The organism is Mycolicibacterium sp. P4_G11, from assembly GCF_056555145.1.
In genome coordinates, this window is record NZ_JBFUJW010000004.1 from 1 (window position 1) to 19,062 (window position 19,062).

Sequence of the window (19,062 nt, forward strand, 5' to 3'; positions counted from 1 at the left end):
CGGTTGCGGGGGAAGGTGTCTCGGGCGACGACGCGGCAGGTGCCCCTGCAGCTGGCGCCGTCGCGGCGGGCTCTGCCGGGGTGGTCTCGGCCGCCGGAGTCTTCGTCTCCGAGGTCTTCGTCTCCGAGGTCTTCGTCGCCGCGACCTTCGGGGCATCAGGCGTCGTCACCTTCTCCGCGCCCAGCGTGACCGTCGCACCCGACAAAGCAGCCGACGGAACAGCGGACGGTGCAGTATCGGCCACCTTCGCCGCGAGGGACGTGGACGTAGCCGGAGCGAGCGCGTGGGCGATCGCGTTGAGGCCTTGGATCACCTGGTCGATCAGTCCGCCTGAGGTGAGCAGCCCAGGGGCGCCGGAGAGCGCAAACCCGTTGAGCACCGCGTTGACGATCGCGCCGGGGGTGGCGACAAGGGCATTGACGGCACCCATCAAGTCCCTGGCTTTCAGCGCGTCGAGGACGGCTTGCGCTTGAAATGCGGTCGCCTGCATGGTGCCGTTGACGGTGCCGATGACTCCGAAACTTGCGCCGACCAGAACGCTCGGGGCCACGGCGACGACGTCCGCGAAATTCTGCGCCATGTTGACCGGAATTTGAAGAAGTTCGAGCAGCGGGAAGACCGGACCGACGATGAGTCCGAGCCCTGCATTGAACAGCGTGTTGTAAGCCTCGTAGAGCTGGCCCGCCCGAATCTGGTTGAACGCGTTTTGAACCCCTGCCGGGAAGCCGTAGGGGTTGTCCAACTTCAGTTGGTCGACGAGATTCCCGAACGAGCTTTGCAGTGCCCCAAACGTCTGCCCGCCGTAGCCGAGGCCGTTGATGAGCAGCTGGTGCAGGATCGGCGCAGGGTTGGTCATATAGGTTTCGACGAGTCCGCCGCCGTTTGCGAGAGCGTCTCGGATGATGTTGCCCCACTGCTCGATCGGGTTCACCGCCGCCGTGAGCGCAACCTTTGCCGAGGACACCGCTCGCGCTTGTAGTTCGGCGATGGCGGGCATCGGTTGGGCGATCGGGGCGAGCGCTATCGCACTGGCACCCGCCAGTGCAATACCCATATTGATGCGTGGAACGGCAACCTGCATGCCATATCTCCTTAATTGACGGTCGTGACACCCGGAGGCTACCTGAGCGGAAGTCGAATTCCGCAAGTATTTTTATATCCGTCTCGGGACCCCGTCACTCGCAATCTGGATTGAGATAGGTTGTTGCTGGCTGTTGAATTTTGGAACAGATATCAGCAAACCGATACTCAAACGCGTTTGGCTAGGTTCATTTAGCTAATTACTTTTAATTAAAAGCATTTAACTAAATATGGTTAATTGAATGTGTGAGAATAGTCGAGGGTGCTCAACCGGCGTTCTAGTTGGCTTTTTGATTCGCCGCCGGTCGGAGACCAAGACGCGGGCACCGTCGTGGCCGCGGGTGGGTCGCTCGTGGTGCAGGCGCTCTTCTGCGCGGCGGCGGGTATCGCAGCCGGCGGCATGTATGCGCAGTGTCGCGTTCGGCGGTAGGGGTGGCCGCCCCCGGGTGTCATCCCGGCTTCGCCCCGTTTGGTGTGGCCGACTTGTTTGAAAACAGATCGGCAAGCTCATGTCGAAGTGGCTCCACGTAGGCAAGTGCCTGCTCGCGGGGGGCTCCAAAGGTTGCCGCCGCAGGTGCCCGGGCAATGTGTGGACCGTTCGGGCGCTGTGGCTTACAGGTTTGCTACTAGCCTGGCCTCGGGTGCTCAACTGCCCTGCTTATGAGCCATGAACTGGGCTGTTCAGTTGGCGCGTGAGGGGTATTGCCGTTCTGGAAGTAGCTGTAATCGCGGAAAACTGTTGCTTTGTAACTTACTCGTGGGTTAATTTTGTGACGACGGCGGGCTGAGATCGCTCACACAGTCGAGGGATGGGGTAATGCAGCTGACGTTGCGGCCGGCGGGGGTCACGCCGGAACCGAGTAGCTGAACAGGTTGTGGGCTCTGCTGGAAGGCGGAGGGCCACAACCATTTTGGGTGTTCGATCGGTGCGGCGGCCGACGGTTCGCGGATCAGCCGTTACCGCGCGACGCCAGCACGAACACCCGGAGCAGTCAGGCGGGTGGACGCGCGAGCTCCCACGCGAACCGCGCGGCGAACGCAGGCGAGCGCTGGGTGATCGTAAGTACGCCTGCGGCGCAGTCAGCTCGCCCGCCCAACGGCGGAGACAGGAAGTGATCGCACGTGTCATACCGAAACTGCGACGGTGGCAATCGGGTTCGCCATTCCGCCGTGGCCGCAGTAGTCAGCGCAGGTACCGCCATCGGCGCGCGCGCATGACGGAAGCAACCTCTGTCGTGAGCAGCTCTTCGACATCGGGTACGGGGATGGTTTCGGTCATGCCGGTGGGTGTGCGCTGGCAGGCGCATTGCACCTGCGGAGAATTGACCGCTGGTCCCCATCTGCTGAAAGGGGTAGCGGTCAACGACGCGCACGAGCACGCTTACAGGACTGGTTGCGCTGTCGGGTGGCCGCTCGTTGTCGCGCGTGGTTCGCGCACAACCGGATCGGTGCGCGGCTCGCAGGGGCGACCGTCGATGAACGATTGCCACTCAGTGGAGTAGAGCCGGCTGTGCATGGTCGGATCACTCATGTTGGGTAGCAATCATTTTCGAATGAGGGGTTGAGAAGGGGCAGGCCGGTGGGAGTCCACCCGGTTGATTGTTTGCGTCGAAGTGCCCGGAAGTGAATCCGTCTGATTGCCTCTTCGAGGTAGCTGGCCGGTGTGACACGACCGCCGGTGAGGTGATTGTGGTTACTGTTCAGGTGAGGGTTCGACGATCGGAGACATACCAATGACCGAAGCACCACCCGAGACCGGTTTGGAATTGCGGTCATTGGTGACCCCGGGCGGCATGCTCGAGCTCTCGCTGCACGACGTCGACATCCCGGCCCCGACCGCTGATCAAGTCGTCGTCCGGGTCGAGGCATCGCCCGTCAACCCGTCGGATCTGGGCCTGCTGATTCCGGGTGCGGACATGTCGGCCGCGACGGTCGCGGGCACCCCGGACCGCCCCGTCGTCACCGCACCGCTGCCGCCCGGGGCACTGGCGCAGCTGGCCGTCCGGGTCGGGCAATCGCTTCCCGTCGGCAACGAAGGTGCGGGCACGGTGGTGGCGGCGGGGGAGTCGCCTGCCGCACAGGCGCTCCTCGGCAAGACTGTGGGCATCGCCGGCGGCGCCATGTACTCGCAGTACCGCGTCGTCAATGCCGCCGCCTGTCTGGTCCTGCCCGACGGCGCGACTGCCCGGGACGGGGCGTCGTCGTTCGTCAACCCGCTGACCGCGCTGGGGATGGTGGAAACCATGCGGCGAGAAGGACATTCGGGTCTGGTGCACACGGCGGCAGCGTCGAACCTCGGCCAGATGCTGGTCAAGATCTGCCGCGCTGACGGGGTGCCGCTGGTCAACATCGTCCGCAAGGCGGAGCAGGAAGAAATCCTGCGCGGCCTAGGTGCGGTCCACGTATGCAACTCTGCGGCAACGACTTTCGAACAGGACCTGCTCGAAGCGCTCAAAGCCACCTCGGCGACACTGGCGTTCGACGCCACCGGTGGCGGCACCCTGGCGAGCCAAATCCTCAACGGCATGGAGCAGGCCGCCAACGCGACCGCGACGCAGTACTCCCGCTATGGCTCCGCCGTCCACAAGCAGGTGTACATCTACGGCAGCCTCGACACCGGACCCACCGTCCTCAACCGAAGCTTCGGCATGTCGTGGGGCATCGGTGGCTGGCTGCTCACGCCGTTCCTCGCCGGCGCGGGGGCGGAGGTCATCGGCAGGCTACGAGCCCGCGTCGCCGCGGAGCTCACCACAACCTTCGCGAGCACCTACACCCAAGAAGTCTCATTGGCCGGCCTGCTCAAGCCCGAGGCGTTCACCAGCTACCTCAAGAAGGCGACCGGCGAGAAATTCCTCGTGACTCCGCAGGCGGTGCCGTAGCTGCGAGTGCCCTGTGAAGCGCCTCGCGTGACAGGCGTACGGGACGAATCTCAGCTACCTTTCGGCTCATGATCTCCGTGGTCATCCCATGCCGGGACGGTGCGCGTGTCCTCGCCAAACAACTCGATGCCCTGCTATCGCAGCAAACCAGTGCCGAGTTCGAGATCGTCGTGGCCGACAACGGGTCAACGGACGGCACTGCCGACCTGGTGCGCTCCTATCCTGATCCGCGCGTGCGTGTTGTGGATGCGGGTCGGGCGCCGGGCGCGAATGTCGCTCGTAATGTGGGGATTACAGCTGCCAAGGGGGAGTTCATTTTGCTCACCGATGCGGACGATGTTGTCCACACGGGCTGGATCGAGGCGTATCACCGCGCTTTCCTGGGAGGGGCGGAGGCGGTCGGCGGTGGGCTCGATCGCATCCTCGACGACGGCACCTTGTTGGCGCGGGAACGCCGGCTCTATCCGGCACTGTCCCGCAAGGATGTGTTCGCGAACGGCACGAACTGCGGCTTCACCCGTGAGGTGTTTTCCCGCGTGCACGGCTTCGATGAAACGTTCAAGCTTGGCGCCGATGAGGTCGACTTCTTTTGGCGGGTAGCCGAAGCCGGATTCATGTTGGAGTTCGTGCCTGGTGCGGTGGTGAGCAAGGTGCAGCGCACAGATCTGAAGGCAGCGTTCGTGCAGTACCGGAATTTCGGCCGCGGTGAAGCACGCATACTGGACAAATTCCGTCCGTGGTGGCTGGGACCCGCCGCAATGGGGGCCGCGTTGCAGTCGATCGTGTGGGCCGCGGCGTGGCTGTCCGGTGTGGACCGCCGCAAGACGACGTGCTCGCTGGCCTGGAACCTTGGTGCGCTGCAGGAGGCAATAGGGCTGCTGCGGGTCCGTGCAGTCGGTCGGCCTGCTCAAGCGGTTCCGTAACTCAGAGCACGTGCTGCGCCGAAGGCCACGGCCGCCAATTTGCTGACGGCCGTCATCACTTTGGCGGCAACCGTCGTGTGATGGCGAGAAGGTGGCCATCGAGTGCCCGGCCTGCCAAATTACGGTTTGCTAGATGTTCGTCATTTGCGCGCCGTCGGGCCGGTGACAGTCGTACCCTGCTTACCAGTCGACATCGATGAAGGCCTGGCAACGGCGCCCGGCCGCACTTCGATCTGATGGTGGAATGGCATGACAAAACCACGGCCGCCGCTGGAGCCGCTGCCGCCTGTCGCTGCGGGGCAGGTGCATGCGCCGCTGAATCGAGATCGGACCCCGCCGTACAAGATCGCCGGCCTGATCCTGGCTCTCGTTGCCGCCGCAGGGATGGCGCTCACCTGGCTCCAGTTCCGCGGAGCGTTCGACTCCAAAGCCCAGGTGTACGTGCTGGCCAGTCGTGCCGGGCTGTCGATGGACAACGGCTCGAAGGTCACCTACAACGGGGTGCCGATCGGGCGGTTGAAGGGCACCGAAATCGTCACCGCACCCGGCGAGAAGCCCGAAGCCAAACTGATCCTCGACGTCGACCCGGAATACCTTGGCGTGCTGCCGCGCAATGTGGACGTCAAGTTGCTCGCCACAACGGTATTCGGCAACAAGTACATCTCGATGACGTCGCCGTCGAACCCGTCGCCGCAACGCCTCAAGGCCGGCGACACCGTCAACGCCGTCAGCGTCACCACGGAATTCAACACGTTGTTCGAGACCATCACCGCGATCTCGGAGCAGGTCGACCCAGTGAAGTTGAACGCGACGCTGACCGCGGCCGCGCAGGCGCTGGAGGGGCTCGGTGACAAGTTCGGTCAGTCGCTGGTCAACGGCAACGTCATTCTGGCCGACCTGAATCAGCGGATGCCGTCGATCCGGCACGACAACCGCGCCCTTGCCGATCTGGCCGAGGTCTACGCGAACGCGTCGCCAGATCTGTGGGACGGCCTCACGAACGCGGTGACCACCGAGCGCACCTTGAATGACCAGCGCAGCAACATAGATCAGGCGCTGATGGCATCGGTCGGCTTCGGCAACACCGGCGGCGACATCTTCGAGCGCGGCGGGCCGTACCTGGTTCGTGGCGCGCAGGACCTCCTACCGACGGCTCAGGTACTCGACAAGTACAGCCCCGAGATCGATTGCGGGATAAGGGCTCTCCCGCGTGCGGTGAAGGCCACAGCTTTCGCTGTCGGCGGCAACGGGTACTCGCTGATCTCGCACACGGCACTCGTCGGCTCGGCGAACCAGTACGTGTACCCGGACAACCTGCCGCGGATCAACGCCAGGGGCGGCCCGATGGGCCGGCCGGGATGTTGGACCGTCACTCGCGACATCTGGCCGATGCCCTACATGGTGATGGACACCGGTGCATCGATCGCGCCGTACAACCACTTTGGCCTCGGCTCGCCGTTCGCGTCCGAATACGTGTGGGGCCGTCAAGACGGCGAGAACACGATCAACCCGTGACGCGCCATCGCCGCTGGTCGCGCCATGTCTCGGACAGCACGTGGTAGAACTCGATGCTGTGAGTTGCCTGTGGTCCGCGGGTGACGTGAGTGGGGGATCAGGCATCGATGAAGAAGTTCTGGGCGCTGGGATTGGCGGTTGTGCTGATGACCGCAATGACGGCCTGTGGGGAGAAGTCCGAATCGAAGGACGCCACGGCATCGTCGTCGGCTCCGGCGAGTCAGGACGACGTCCGGGCGATCGCGAAAGACGCTTACGTCTACGGCTTCCCGATGGTCGACTCCTACCGCATCCAAAACGCCTACTTCGTCGACAAGGTCAGCCCGCAATACAAGGGTGAGTGGAATCAAACCCACAGCATTGCAAGGGTATTCACGCCCGAGGACACCGCGGTGCAGACGCCGAACTCGGACACGCCGTACACCATGCTCGGTGCCGACCTGCGTGCCGAACCGCTGGTCCTCACCGTGCCGCCGATCGAGGCGGGCCGGTACTACTCGCTGCAGTTCGTCGACGGCTACACCTTCAACTTCGCCTACGTCGGTAGCCGTACCACCGGCAACGGCGGCGGGAAATACCTTCTGGCAGGCCCGGATTGGAAAGGCGACAAGCCGGCCGGCATCACCGAGGTGATCCGCTCGGACACCCAGTTCGTGCAGGTCATCTACCGTACCCAGCTGTTCGACCCCGCAGACCTGGACAACGTCAAGAAGATTCAGGCCGGCTACACCGTCGAGCCGCTGTCGGCCTTCGAGCACCAGCCCGCAAAGACCGCCCCGCCAGTCGATTTCGCTGTCCCGCTGTCGCCCGAGGACGAGAAGACCTCACCCAAGTTCTTCGAGAACCTCAACTTCCTGCTGAAGTACGCACCGGTGCTGCCGGGCGAGCAGGACGTGCGCGCCCGCTTCGCCAAGATCGGCATCGGCCCCGACGGCGACTTCCATGCCGACAAGCTCAGCAAGGAGAAGCTGGAGGCGGTGAAAGCCGGCATGGCTGACGCCTGGGCCGAAGCCGAGGCCTTCAAGAAGGACAAGCTGGACACCGGGCAGGTGACGTCCGCGCAACTGTTCGGCACGCGGGAGTTCCTGAACGGCAACTACCTGTACCGCATGGCCGCCGCGGTGCTCGGCATCTACGGCAACTCCGCCGACGAGGCGATCTACCCCGTGCTGTCGGTGGATTCGACCGGGGCTCCGCTGACCGGCGCCGGCAAGTACACCCTGCGCTTCGCGCCGGGCCAACTGCCGCCGGTGAACTCGTTCTGGTCGCTGACGATGTACAAGATGCCGCAGAGCCTGCTGGTGGCCAACCCGATCAACCGGTACCTGATCAACTCGCCGATGCTGCCCAACCTGGTCAAGGACGCCGACGGCGGCATCACGATCTATGTGCAGAACCAGTCACCCGGACCGGAGAAGGAAGCCAACTGGCTGCCGTCCCCGGACGGTCCGTTCCAGCTGATCATGCGGCTGTACTGGCCCAAGCCCGAAGCACTCAACGGCACCTGGCAGGCGCCGAAGGCGGTGAAGAGTTAGTTCTTGCGGCCGCAGTTCGGCTGGGCCGGCTTGGCCGGCCACGCGCACACGTTGAAGAACGTCTCGGTGCCGAACCCGCCGCCGTCGAACACGCCGTAGTTGTTGCCGTGGGTACCGGTGTAAGTGGCGCCGCCGCCACCGCTCGATCCGCCGTCGTTCGACACGATGGTCGTGACGGCCCAGCCCTTGCCTTCGAGCGCGGCCTTGTAGGCCTTGACCACGTCAGCGGGTCCGCCCGTCACCTTGAAGCTGAGGTGAATCCCGTTGTCCGCGATAGGGTCTGGGCCGAAGGTCTGCACGGTACCGGCGGGCGCCGGCACCAGCGCCTGCAGTTCTGCAGGGGTCGCCGCAGCTGCTGATGACGCGGTGCTGGTCGACGCGGTGCTGGACGCTGCGGCGCTCGTCGACGCGGAACTCGACGATCCTTTGGCGCCCGAGTCGGACCCGCTGCTGCAGCCGGCGACGAGGCCGATCACTGCCGCTGCGACTGCCACCGAACGAATTGAGTTGCTCATGATCGCTCCCCTCGTTGAGCGCACGGTATCAACGTATTCGGCGGAGCGGTCAAAAATTGCACGGTTGGGTGGCTGCGTGCATCGCACCTACGATGCCAACGTGGCAGGGGAAGGCTGGGTAGCGCACATTCCGACGGCTACCTACGGCCCGCCTCGGCTGGGCGGGGCCGTCATCGCGCGGCCGGCGGTCACCCGATCCCTCCTCGCCTCGGACGCCGAACTCGTGGTGGTGACGGCACCCGCCGGGTACGGCAAGACGACCGCGGTGGCGCTGTGGGACGCCGCCGACGCCCGGCCATTCGCCTGGGTGCGGCTGGACCACCTCGACAACGACCCTGCCCATCTGCTGCTGCACCTGCTGACCGCGATGGATCAAGTCGCCGCCGTCGACGCCGCGACGTTCCAGTACCTCCGCGGCGCAGGCCGGGCCGTCGAAACCCAACTGGTGCCGGCCGTGGTCGCAGCATTGGAGTCCGCGGGACCAATTGTTGTGGTGCTGGACGATGTTCATGAGCTGACGCACGACGCGGCCGTCGACACCTTGCGTGCGCTGGTGCAGCTGGCTCCCGCGTCGACGACGCTGACGCTGATCAGCCGGACACCGCCGCCGCTGGATCTCGCGCGGCGCCGGCTGCAGGGCAGCGTGCTCGAGGTTGGTACCGAACAGCTGAAACTCTCTGCCGCTGAAGCACAATCGGCCCTCGACTCCGTCGGTGGACCCGACGGCCCCACGGCCGCGCTGGTGATCGACCGCTGTGAGGGCTGGGCAGCCGGGGTGGTCATGGCGGCGATGGCGTTGCGCGATGGCGCCTCCGGTGACGCGATCACCGGCCGCCACCGTCTGGTGGCGGGCTATCTGGTCGAAGAGGTGCTGGGGCGGCTGGACCCGGCCGTCGAGTCGTTCCTCGTCGAATCCGCGGTGCTCGACCACTTCAGCGCCGACGACCTGAACGACGTTCTGCAGCGCGATGATTCACCTGGCATGCTGAGCGCCATCCGCGCCTCGGGGAACCTGTTCCTGGTGCCGCTCGATGACCAAGGTGTCGCGTACCGGTACCACCGGCTGTTCGCCGATCTGCTCCGTGCGCGGCTGCACAACCGCGATCCGGAGCGGTACCGCGCTGTCGCCGCCCGGGCGGCGGAGCACCTCGAGCGCGTCGGCGACATCGATGGCGCCCTGTTACAGGCCTTGGCGGCCGACGACGCGGCACACGCCGCAGCGCTGGTCGAACGCGATGCCGTGCGTCTCGGATTCGACGGCCGCGCAGGCATCTTGGAGCGCCGGCTGCGGCTGCTCGACGAGCACGTCTTCGCCGACCATGCCGATGCCGCGATCGCCAGAGCCTGGTTGGGGGTGACGCTGGGGGACGCCGATCTGATCCAGCGGTCCCTGCTGGCGGCCTCGGCGGCGGACCGGGGCGCCGCCTTGGCCGACGGCACACCATCGGTGAAAGTTGGTGCGGCCCTGGTTGGTTCCCTCGTCGGTATCGGCGGCGTGCGTGAGGTGGTTCGGCACGCCGACACGGTGTGCGACGCCGGTGACCACCTGGTCAACCCGTGGTGGGGCGCCGCCGCCTCGGTCAAAGGCGGCGCGTTGTCGATGATCGGTGACGCGGAGAACGCCAGGGCCACATTGGAATCGGCACTCCCGGTCCTCGACGACCTCCCCGGCTTCCGGGCCGTGGCACTGGCGCATCTCGCCCTGTTGGACCTCGACGACGGGGCCCTGTTGTCCGCGGCGCAGCGCAGCGCGCAGGCCCGCAGCATCGTCGACTCCCGCGACTTGTGCGACTTGGTGCCGATGGTCGTCGTGTACGCGGTGGACGGGCTGGTGCGGGGCCACCGCGGCGATGTCGCCGGGGCACGCGACGCGGTACGGGGCACCGAACGGCTGCTGGAGCGGTTGGGCGACCTGGCCGCACGTACCGCGGCGCTGGGACACGCGCTGACCGCCGCCACCGCCCTGGAGATCGATGACCCGGAGTTGTGCCGACGGCATCTCGATGCGGGACAGCTCGCCGGCCGTCGGGAGCCCGACGCGGCCGCGGTGCAGCTGCGGCTGGCGCGGGTCCGGGAACTGCTGGCGGCACATGCGCAGCACGGGCCGCGGCCGCCCCTGACCGCGGCCGAGCTGCGTCTGCTCCCGCACCTGGCCACCCACCTGTCGCTGCAGAAGATCGCCGGGGAATTGCACCTGGGCCGGGAAACCGTGAAGAGCCAGGCCAAGTCGATCTACCGCAAGCTGTCGGTGTCGTCGCGCACCGAGGCCGTCACCGAGGCGGCGCGCCTCGGCCTGCTCGACCAGTCCTGACCCGTCAGGCTTTGCGGGCCAGGAACCGGGCGAACGGGATGAGCATCGTGAACTCGGCGATCAGCACCACCGTGATCATCACCGTGACGCGTGGATCGTCGAAGTTCTGGCCGGCCACCACGAAGGCCGCCGCCGCATTACGCTGCGCCGTGCCCAATGCGAGCACCGGCCGCGCGGTGGTGCTGAAAAACACCAGACCCCAACCGATTCCGGCGCACACGGCGGTGTAGACGATGGCCGCCAGGATGCCACGGGTGCCGTACACCGACAGCACCTCCCGGAAATTGGCGACGATCGTCAGGACGACCACCAGCACCATGCTGACCGTGCTGAGCAGCCCGATGGCCGGCCTGATCCGGGCGGCCACCGTCGGGGCCTGCCTCCGGCAGAACAGTCCGATCGCCAAGGGGATCAGCATGAGGACCACCAACGATGACGCGATGGCGAGCGGATCGACCTCCGATCCCTTGAGGAAGATCGGCAGCACGATCGGCACGTAGGCCACCGTGGTGATCATCAGCAGCGCCATCAGGCCCACCGTCAAACCCGCGTCAGCCTTGGCGAACTCGGCGAGTTTGATCAGGAACGGCGCGCCCGCCGCCAGCCCGCACAGCAGCAGCCCGACTCCCAGTGGCTCGTCGAGGGCCAGCAGGCGCCACAGTCCGAAGGCAACCAGCGGCGCCGCAACGAAATTGGCGACCAGGGCCAGACTCACCACCCGAATGTCCTTGAGCGGTGCCAGAATCTGGGCCGGGGTCAGGCTCAGCCCGACGCCCAGGGTGCTGGACACCACGAATAGGACGACGGCGATGTTGGCACCGCGCGCCGCCAGATCGCTCAGCGTCACATCGTCACCAGATTGCGCCAGAACGACTTCAGGCTGTCGCTGGCGCCGAACAGGGTCGTGAAGTGCGTCGAGTCGACCAGCACGATGTCACCCGCACGGTCACCGGTCGGCGGCATGTGGATCAGCGCGTTGAACTCGGTGTTGCCCGCCAGGGTGAACGGGTGCGGCCGGGTCTGGTCGATCAGCTGCCGGCCCAGGACCCGAAGGTCGGGGCTCTCCGGGGCAGTCAGCGCGTAGTGCGGCAGATGCGGATGCAGGGCCAGCGTGGTGACGTCCCGCAGCAGGCCGGCCGAATCCAGATCACGGAAAGCGGTAAGCGGCACAATCTGTTTGGTGCCCTCGACGGTGGCGGGGCGCAGGCCCCAGGTGTTGTGCACAGGGATGTTCAGCCCGGTCAGCAGCGACCGCGCGAAACCGCTGAACCGCTGGATCCGCGGCGTCAGCGGGTCGCCGTGATGCAGGTACTCCATCTGCTGCTGCTCTTTGTCGTCGGTGAAACCGACGTCATGGTGCGGGGCCAGCATCAGGCAGGTGCCATCGCGCTTGAGCCACTGCTGGATCGCGGCGATCTCTTCCGGGGCGGCGTCCTCGTCGCCCAGCAGGTGGTCCAGGCCGAAGATCATCAGGGTGTCGGTGTCGTTCAGGATGCGCTCATCGATCGGCAGCCGGTAGCCGGCTTGATCGACCCGTTGGAACACCGCCACCGGATGCCCGGTCGCTTCTCCGGCCACATCCTGAAATGCCAAGGAGGAGCGGTGGAACAGCTCCAACGTGCCGTCGACGCCCTGCAGGAAGTTCCGCGGGCTGTATTCGGGACCTTCGTACGCCGGCCACGTCGCCGCGCGCACCTCGGTCATGGTGGAGAACCGGTTGTACAGCAGCGCCGGGTCGCGCTGGGCCTCCCACGGGTAGCTCCACGACCAGTAGATGCTGACGCGCCGGTTGCCGTTGTGCGGGCGGGTGACGTGCGCCTGGTTGTAGGTGCGGGCGTAGGACTGGGTCGATGCCATGATTTCTCCTAGTTCTTCAAAGTCGAGAGGTGACGCAGTGCGTTCAGGCCGGGCAGGAAGAAGTACGCCCCGCCGCGCAGCGTGGTGAATGTCGGTAACCCCTTGTGCACCTTGCGGATCGGCCGCTTCGGGATCGTGAAGTCCAGCGTGCCGTCCTGGGTGCCGCAGATGGGGTCGTGTTCGTTGCCGAGCTCCTGGAACGCCGCGTCGTTGATCCACACGTTCTGGGCGAACTCGAACTGCCGCACCAGGCTGGCGCAGATGAGGAACATCCCGACGCCGCGTTCGACACCGTCGTCGGGCACGCCCTCCGGCAGTGCCGGCCCGTACGTGCCACTGCGCCGGATCAGCCTGCGCCGATTGGGATTCGGCTCGGTGTCGCGTGGATTGAGCCGGCGCGCATGCGAGCCCAGCGGGCATTTATAGCCGTGCGGATCCATCGTGCCGTAGTCGAAATCGTTGTTGCGCATCGGATCCGCACCGAGCTCGAGATCGTCGTGCTCAGGGGCCAGTACCAACGGGGCCCCGCTGCGCCAGCGGCCCATGAACTTGGCCGCCAACAGCTCCTGGCTCTCGGCGTCCTCGGCGTTCTGCCGCAGATAGTCGCGGAAGACCCCGACATGCTCCTCCAGGCGGCGGTACGCCATGAAACTGCCGTTGCGGGAAAGAGTATCGCGCGCAGGCTGATTCGATATCAGCCCCTCTTCGTCCGGATAGCCGAGCAGGAACTCGCCCGGAGCCAGCGCCCCACCCGCGCCCGGGATCAACTCCTCGCCGGACCCCTGCATCTGCGGCTGCGATACCGGATCGCGGTACCCGAAGTGATCGTGGTCGTAGTCGAACGGCGCGGTGGCCGCCAGATCCAGATGCGACAGCGACCGCACCCCGGGGCAGCGGGCCAGCAGCGCGTCGTGTTCACCGACGCACCGCACCCGCTCGTCCTCGTCCCGGGCGAACAGGATGACGATCGCGTGCAGATCGTCGCCCGCGAGCCCACCCACCCAATGCTCCGGAGCGGCCGCGCCGACATCGCCGAGGATGTCGGCTCGCGGACATCGGTCGCCGACTGCACGAGGGGAACCATCTCGGCCAGCCAGGCTTGGCCGGCTTCGGGGGTGTCGAAAGTCAGGAACTCGTACCGACCGGTCAGATGGGGCGTCCCGGTCAGCATGATGTGCTGAATGTCGTCGAATTCGAGGGCTGTCACTGCATTTGGTCCAACATCTCGGAGAACGCGGCCTTGAGCCGCAGTGCCTTCTTGACCTCCACGGACGTCACGTACGGGTACTCGCCGTACTCCAGGAAGCTGGGTACCTGGTGCTCGCGGACGAACATGATGAAGGCCTCGGGGTTGGTCTTCCAATCCTTCGGGAAGCCCTCCAGGTGGGTGAACGCGGTGGTGATGCCGGTCGAGCTGAACAGCTTGACGGCGTCCTCGGTGTACTTGTCGAAGTCGGTGTCGAAGATGCCCTGGTACTGGAAGTGCAGACCGGAGCCGACGTCGAACAGCTGCCACCGCAGGTAGTGCAGCTTCAGCGGGGCCAGGACGTCGGGCTGTGCGGCGACGGCGGCTTCGAGCTGTTTGCCGTAGTCGCGGATCGCCTGCTCATGGCCGTCGAGCACCTTGGCGATGATGTTGAAGCCGTAGCACGCCGGGGTGCGCGGGTAGACCGGTCCGTAGCGGCCGCGGGTCAGCTCGAAGTAGCCCTCCTTCGGGATGGCTAGAGCTGCGGGCTGGGTCCAATCGTCATTTCCGTTGTGCGCCATGGCAACGAGATTATGAGCGCCGCACACGCACGTCGTCCCCCGATTCGGGGGAAATCGTCGGAAGCTGCCTCAGCCGCGGCTGACGGTGTTGGACCTGCCCGGATTCGGGATGTCCGGCGTCCCGGAGTGATAGGTGACGTGGTTGTCCATGCCCGACGTGACGATCTTGTCGGCGGAGTCGACGGTCACGGTGTTCTCGATGCCGGATACGTTGACGGTCGCGCAGTGCCCGGTGATGGTGACGCTGTTGGACACCCCGCTGATGTTGATCGGGCGGTCGTTGCACGCCACGGTTCGGTGGCCGCGGACACCCGCGACCTGAATGGGCGCATTGGGATCATCGGACTGCGGCGGTAATTCGACCAGGCCCGGTCCGGACATCACCGTGGTGCCGTTGACGACCACCGAGGATTCGTCGCCGGGATGTGCCGGGGTCGGAACGGCGACCGAGACACTGGGCTGCTGACCGGCGCTGGGCGGGAGAAACGTCGTGTGCTTCTTTCCGGTGAGGTTGGCGATGAAGACGATTCCCGCCACCACCGGACCCACCAACACCGCGAGAACGACGGCGCCCAAGATCATGCGACGTGCCGCGGTGCTCGGCACCCCCGACGGCAACGGTTGCGCCGGCCAGGGCTTCTGCGGCCGGCTGTACTGGGCGGAGTACGGCCGACCTGTGACCGGCGCCCGCGAGGACCACTGCTGGCCGGGTTCGGTCAGCTCCGAGGCCCGGGCCTGTTCGTTCATCGCGCGTTCGAGCTCGCGGATGCGGGCCTCGGGATCGTCGTCGCGACTCATGTTCCGATGCTGTCACACCCGGCGGGGCGGCTCAACGCCACAGGTAGCGGGTCTTGGGCCGGCCGGTCCCGCCGTATTCGCTTCGGCGCGTGACCGTTCCGTCGTCCGCCAGTCGCTCCAGATAGCGCCACGCGGTCACCCGGGCCACCCCGACCGCCTTCGCGGCCTCGTCGGCCGTCAGCCCGTCGGGACTGTCCCGCACCGCGCGGGCGATATCGTCGTTGGTCAGCGTGGCGGCACCCTTCGGGGCCGCGGATTTGTCTGCGCCGGTGCGTAATTCGGCGAGCGCCCGGTCCACCTCGGCTTGGCTCGCGGCGTCCACCCCGGCCGGCAGCGCCGTCCGGTACCGCTGATAGCGATCCAACCGGTCCCGGAATGCGGCGAACGTGAAGGGTTTCAACAGGTAGGCCAGCGCACCGTGCGCGACGGCCGCCCGCACCATCTGGAGGTCGCGCTCGGAGGTGATGGCGATGATGTCCGGCGCCGGCCGCAGCCCGGACAGCGCCGATGCCAGGCTGATCCCGCTGGCGTCGGGCAACCCGAGGTCCAGCAGCACCAGGTCGACGGGCTCGTCGGTGGTGGTCGCCCGGGAGGCGAACTGCATCGCCTCGCGTGCGGTGTGCGCCACCGCAGCGATGGAAAAGCCTTCCAGCCGTTCGACATACGTGCGGTGGGCCTCGGCGATCAGCGGGTCGTCGTCGACGATCAGCACCCTGGTCATGTGAGTACCGCCGGGATCGTCACCGACACCACCGACCCGTAGCTGACGTCCGATTCGAGGGTGCCCCCGTGCCGCTTGACCACCTGCGCCACCAGGGCCAGCCCGAGGCCGTGCCCCGGCGCCGATTTCGTCGAATAGCCCCGGCGCATGGCGTTTTCGAAGGTCTCCGGGTCCATGCCGGAGCCGCTGTCGGCCACCCGCAGCACCAGTTCGGCACCCGGCTCGCAGCGCACCGTCACCTCGATCCACGGCTCGTCGCGGTCGCACGCATCCACCGCGTTGTCGATCAGGTTGCCCAGCACCGTCACCATCTCCTGCCCGGTCAGCGGTAGATATGAAGTGTCCGAAGGCAATTGCGAGTCCACGGTGACGGTGAAATCGATGCCGCGCTCGTGGGCTTGAGCGTTCTTGCCCAGCAGCAGCGCCACCAGCGCGGGTTCACGGACCTCACTGGACAGCCGGTCGACGAGTCGCTGCGACAGCTCCAGTTCGTCGGTGGCGAAGGCGACGGCGTCCGACGGGCGGCCCATCTCGACCATGGTGATCACCGTGTGCAGCTTGTTGGCCGCTTCGTGCGCCTGCGCCCGCAACGAATCGGTCAGCACCTTCAACGAGCTGAGTTCGCCCAGGGTGCTTTGCAATTCGGTGCGGTCCCGGATCGTCACGACCTCCGAACCCGCGGCACCGGACACCGGTGAGCGGCTCACCACCAGCACCCGCTCGTCGGTGACGTGGACCTCGTCGCGCACGCCAGGGTCGGCAGCGCGCAGGAACTCCGGCAGATCGGACAGTGCCACCGTCCCCGGCGGCAGGGCCAACAGACGGCGCGCCTCGTCGTTGGCCAGCGCCACACGGCCCTTCTCGAGCACCAGCAGACCTTCCGAAACCGAATGTAGGACGGCGTCGTGGTGCTCGTACATCACGCGCAGTTCCTCAGGCCGCAGGCCGTGCGTCTGGCGGAGCAGCCGGCGCCGGATCAGCCAGGTGCCGGACAACGAAAGAGCAAGGGCGGCAAAGCTGATCGCCGCGATCACCGGAATCTGGTGGCGCCACTGCGCGGTCAGTGTGGTCTCGGTGATACCCGCGGCGACCAGACCCAGCACCCGTCCGGAACCGTCGCGAACCGGGGCGATGGTGCGTACCGACCGGCCCAGCGTCCCGGTGTAGAACTCGGTGAACGTCTGGCCTTTCAGGGCCGGCTCCATGGTCCCCAGATAGTGGGCGCCGATGCGGCTCGGGTCGGTGTGGGTGAACCGGGTGCCGTCGGGCGCCATGACGGTGATAAACGCGATCCCGGTCTGCGCCCGAACGGTTTCGGTGACGGGCTGGAGCACCTCGGTGGCCCGGCCCGCCTGCAGCGCGGCCGCCGTCGACGGGGCGTCGGCCAGCGCTGTGACGATGCCGGTCAGTAATTGCTTGGCCGCGGCGTCGTTGGTGCGGCGCGATTGCACCAGCGCCAGCGCGCTACCGGCGGCCAGCACCACGATGATGATCGCGATCTGCAGCGCGACGATCTGCCCGGCCAGAGACCAGCGCGGCGCGGCCGGCCATCTGCGCATCCCTGCGCCCTTCTGTGAACTTCCGTGAACGAAATGAACATATGCGTGACGTGCCTCACGTTCTGGACCAACATCCTTGCAGAAGTTTTCGCCATCGAGGCCGGAGGATTCCCCGACATGACTGATCAAGCGCCGCGTCGCGACCGCACGCACTGGCTGTACATCGCCGTGCTCGTCGCCGTCGTCGGCGGTGTGGCCGTTGGCCTCATCGCACCGGGGGTGGGCAAGGACATCGCGATCCTCGGCACCCTGTTCGTCAACCTGATCAAGATGATGATCACCCCGGTCATCTTCTGCACGATCGTGCTGGGCATCGGCTCGGTGCGCAAAGCGGCGACCGTCGGCAAGATCGGTGGCCTGTCGCTCGGCTACTTCCTGCTGATGTCGACGGTGGCGCTGGCCATCGGCCTCGTCGTCGGCAACCTCCTGAGCCCCGGATCGGGCCTGCACCTGTCCGCGCAGGCGACCGGCCAGGGCGCCAAACTGGCCCAGAAGGCGCACGAGGCGGGTGGCCTCATGGACTTCGTCTCCCACATTATCCCCGAGACCCTGCTGTCCGCTTTGACCAGCGGAAACGTGTTGCAGGCCCTGTTCATCGCCCTGCTCGTCGGATTCGCCGTGCAGGCGATGGGCACCGCCGGTGAACCCGTCCTGCGGGGTGTCGAGCACCTGCAGAAACTGGTGTTCCGGGTGCTGAGCATGATCCTGTGGCTGGCCCCGATCGGCGCCTTCGGCGCGATGGCGGGCGTCGTCGGCCAGACCGGCTGGAAGGCGGTCACGCAGCTGCTGACCCTGATGCTCGGCTTCTACGTGACCTGCATCGTCTTCGTCTTCGGAGTGCTCGGGGTGGTGCTGTGGTCGGTGACGCGGATGTCGATCTTCCGGCTGGTCCGCTACCTGGCCCGCGAGTACCTGCTGATCTTCTCGACGTCGTCGTCGGAGTCGGCGCTGCCCCGGCTGATCGCCAAGATGGAGCACCTGGGCGTGGACCGCAGCACCGTCGGCGTCGTGGTGCCGACCGGCTACTCATTCAACCTCGACGGGACCGCGATCTACCTGACCATGGCGGCGCTGTTCATCGCCGACGCCATGGGACGGCCGATGGCGATCGGGGAGCAGTTGGCGCTGCTCGTCTTCATGATCGTCGCCTCCAAGGGCGCTGCCGGCGTCACCGGCGCCGGCCTCGCGACGCTGGCCGGGGGCCTGCAGAGTCACCGCCCGGACCTGCTGGACGGGGTCGGCCTCATCGTGGGTATCGACCGGTTCATGTCGGAGGCGCGGGCCGTCACCAACTTCTCGGGTAACGCGGTCGCCACGGTGCTGATCGGATCGTGGACCGGGACACTCGACCGCGCGAAGGCCGAGGCGGTGTTGCACGGCGCCGACCCGTTCGACGAACTGACGATGCTCGATTCGGGTGTCCCCAGCCCGTCCGCAACGTCAGTGTGACGCCCGTCTCATCATGAACAAAATGTGAACTTGTCGATAACAGCGAATATCAGGCCCAGTTCAGGTGGGCGCCGGCGCCGTAACGATCTTGATGAACGGAAGTGGGGCCTGAGTTGTATCGTGCGGATGAGACGGATGGGAATCAATGCGTTC

14 protein-coding genes and 1 pseudogene are annotated in these 19,062 nt (G+C 66.2%); 6 read left to right on the forward strand and 9 right to left on the reverse strand.

The genetic code is table 11. The features are described 5' to 3' along the window. On the reverse strand, window positions 1-1,081 hold a 1,081-nt coding region (locus AC1U2B_RS09480), incomplete at its 3' end, for a hypothetical protein (protein WP_480216622.1). 1,732 nt (window positions 1,082-2,813) lie between these two features. On the opposite strand from AC1U2B_RS09480, the gene AC1U2B_RS09485 reads away from it, so the two are divergent. The 4 genes from AC1U2B_RS09485 (at window position 2,814) to AC1U2B_RS09500 (ending at window position 7,932) form a co-directional block, all read left to right on the forward strand. Next, on the forward strand, window positions 2,814-3,959 hold the full coding sequence (locus AC1U2B_RS09485) for a zinc-binding dehydrogenase (protein ID WP_480216623.1): 1,146 nt from the start codon (window positions 2,814-2,816) through the stop codon (window positions 3,957-3,959). Between the two features lie 68 nt (window positions 3,960-4,027). Further along, entirely contained in the window at window positions 4,028-4,882 is an 855-nt protein-coding gene (locus tag AC1U2B_RS09490; RefSeq protein ID WP_480216624.1) for a glycosyltransferase family 2 protein, read from the forward strand. 249 nt (window positions 4,883-5,131) lie between these two features. After that, window positions 5,132-6,397: an MCE family protein gene (locus AC1U2B_RS09495; RefSeq protein WP_480216625.1), complete on the forward strand. Its 1,266-nt coding sequence runs from the start codon at window positions 5,132-5,134 to the stop codon at window positions 6,395-6,397. A 146-nt stretch (window positions 6,398-6,543) separates the two neighbouring features. Further along, window positions 6,544-7,932: a DUF1254 domain-containing protein gene (locus AC1U2B_RS09500; RefSeq protein WP_480216854.1), complete on the forward strand. Its 1,389-nt coding sequence runs from the start codon at window positions 6,544-6,546 to the stop codon at window positions 7,930-7,932. Here AC1U2B_RS09500 and AC1U2B_RS09505 read toward each other — a convergent pair. Next, window positions 7,929-8,447 carry a hypothetical protein gene (locus AC1U2B_RS09505; RefSeq protein WP_480216626.1) on the reverse strand — a complete coding sequence of 173 codons (519 nt, stop codon included), beginning with the start codon at window positions 8,445-8,447 and terminating at the stop codon, window positions 7,929-7,931. The two genes, AC1U2B_RS09500 and AC1U2B_RS09505, sit on opposite strands and share 4 nt — an antisense overlap. A gap of 76 nt (window positions 8,448-8,523) precedes the next feature. On the opposite strand from AC1U2B_RS09505, the gene AC1U2B_RS09510 reads away from it, so the two are divergent. After that, window positions 8,524-10,758, forward strand: coding sequence for a winged helix-turn-helix domain-containing protein (locus AC1U2B_RS09510; RefSeq protein ID WP_480216627.1), 2,235 nt, complete (start codon window positions 8,524-8,526; stop codon window positions 10,756-10,758). 4 nt (window positions 10,759-10,762) lie between these two features. Here the strand turns inward: AC1U2B_RS09510 and AC1U2B_RS09515 are convergent, their stop codons facing one another. The 7 genes and pseudogenes from AC1U2B_RS09515 to AC1U2B_RS09545 all read right to left on the reverse strand — a co-directional run bounded on the left by AC1U2B_RS09515 (window position 10,763) and on the right by AC1U2B_RS09545 (window position 17,460). Then, entirely contained in the window at window positions 10,763-11,605 is an 843-nt protein-coding gene (locus tag AC1U2B_RS09515; protein WP_480216628.1) for a bile acid:sodium symporter family protein, read from the reverse strand. Continuing rightward, window positions 11,602-12,615 carry a hypothetical protein gene (locus AC1U2B_RS09520; RefSeq protein ID WP_480216629.1) on the reverse strand — a complete coding sequence of 338 codons (1,014 nt, stop codon included), beginning with the start codon at window positions 12,613-12,615 and terminating at the stop codon, window positions 11,602-11,604. Before AC1U2B_RS09520 ends, AC1U2B_RS09515 begins: the two co-directional genes overlap by 4 nt. 8 nt (window positions 12,616-12,623) lie before the next feature. Beyond that, window positions 12,624-13,786: pseudogene (locus tag AC1U2B_RS09525) on the reverse strand (Dyp-type peroxidase). 32 nt (window positions 13,787-13,818) lie between these two features. Continuing rightward, window positions 13,819-14,382: a hypothetical protein gene (locus AC1U2B_RS09530; RefSeq protein ID WP_480216630.1), complete on the reverse strand. Its 564-nt coding sequence runs from the start codon at window positions 14,380-14,382 to the stop codon at window positions 13,819-13,821. A 69-nt stretch (window positions 14,383-14,451) separates the two neighbouring features. After that, the gene (locus AC1U2B_RS09535; RefSeq protein ID WP_480216631.1) at window positions 14,452-15,180 is read right to left on the reverse strand and encodes a DUF3060 domain-containing protein; all 729 of its coding nucleotides are present in this window, start codon (window positions 15,178-15,180) and stop codon (window positions 14,452-14,454) included. A 31-nt stretch (window positions 15,181-15,211) separates the two neighbouring features. After that, window positions 15,212-15,901, reverse strand: coding sequence for a response regulator (locus AC1U2B_RS09540; protein WP_480216632.1), 690 nt, complete (start codon window positions 15,899-15,901; stop codon window positions 15,212-15,214). Further along, window positions 15,898-17,460, reverse strand: a complete 1,563-nt coding sequence (locus AC1U2B_RS09545) for a sensor histidine kinase (RefSeq protein WP_480216633.1) — start codon at window positions 17,458-17,460, stop codon at window positions 15,898-15,900. Before AC1U2B_RS09545 ends, AC1U2B_RS09540 begins: the two co-directional genes overlap by 4 nt. A 117-nt stretch (window positions 17,461-17,577) precedes the next feature. Here AC1U2B_RS09545 and AC1U2B_RS09550 point away from each other — a divergent pair, with 117 nt between their 5' ends. Next, a complete protein-coding gene (locus AC1U2B_RS09550) occupies window positions 17,578-18,909 on the forward strand; it encodes a cation:dicarboxylate symporter family transporter (RefSeq protein ID WP_480216634.1) in 1,332 nt (443 codons plus the stop codon). Window positions 18,910-19,062 lie beyond the last annotated feature (153 nt).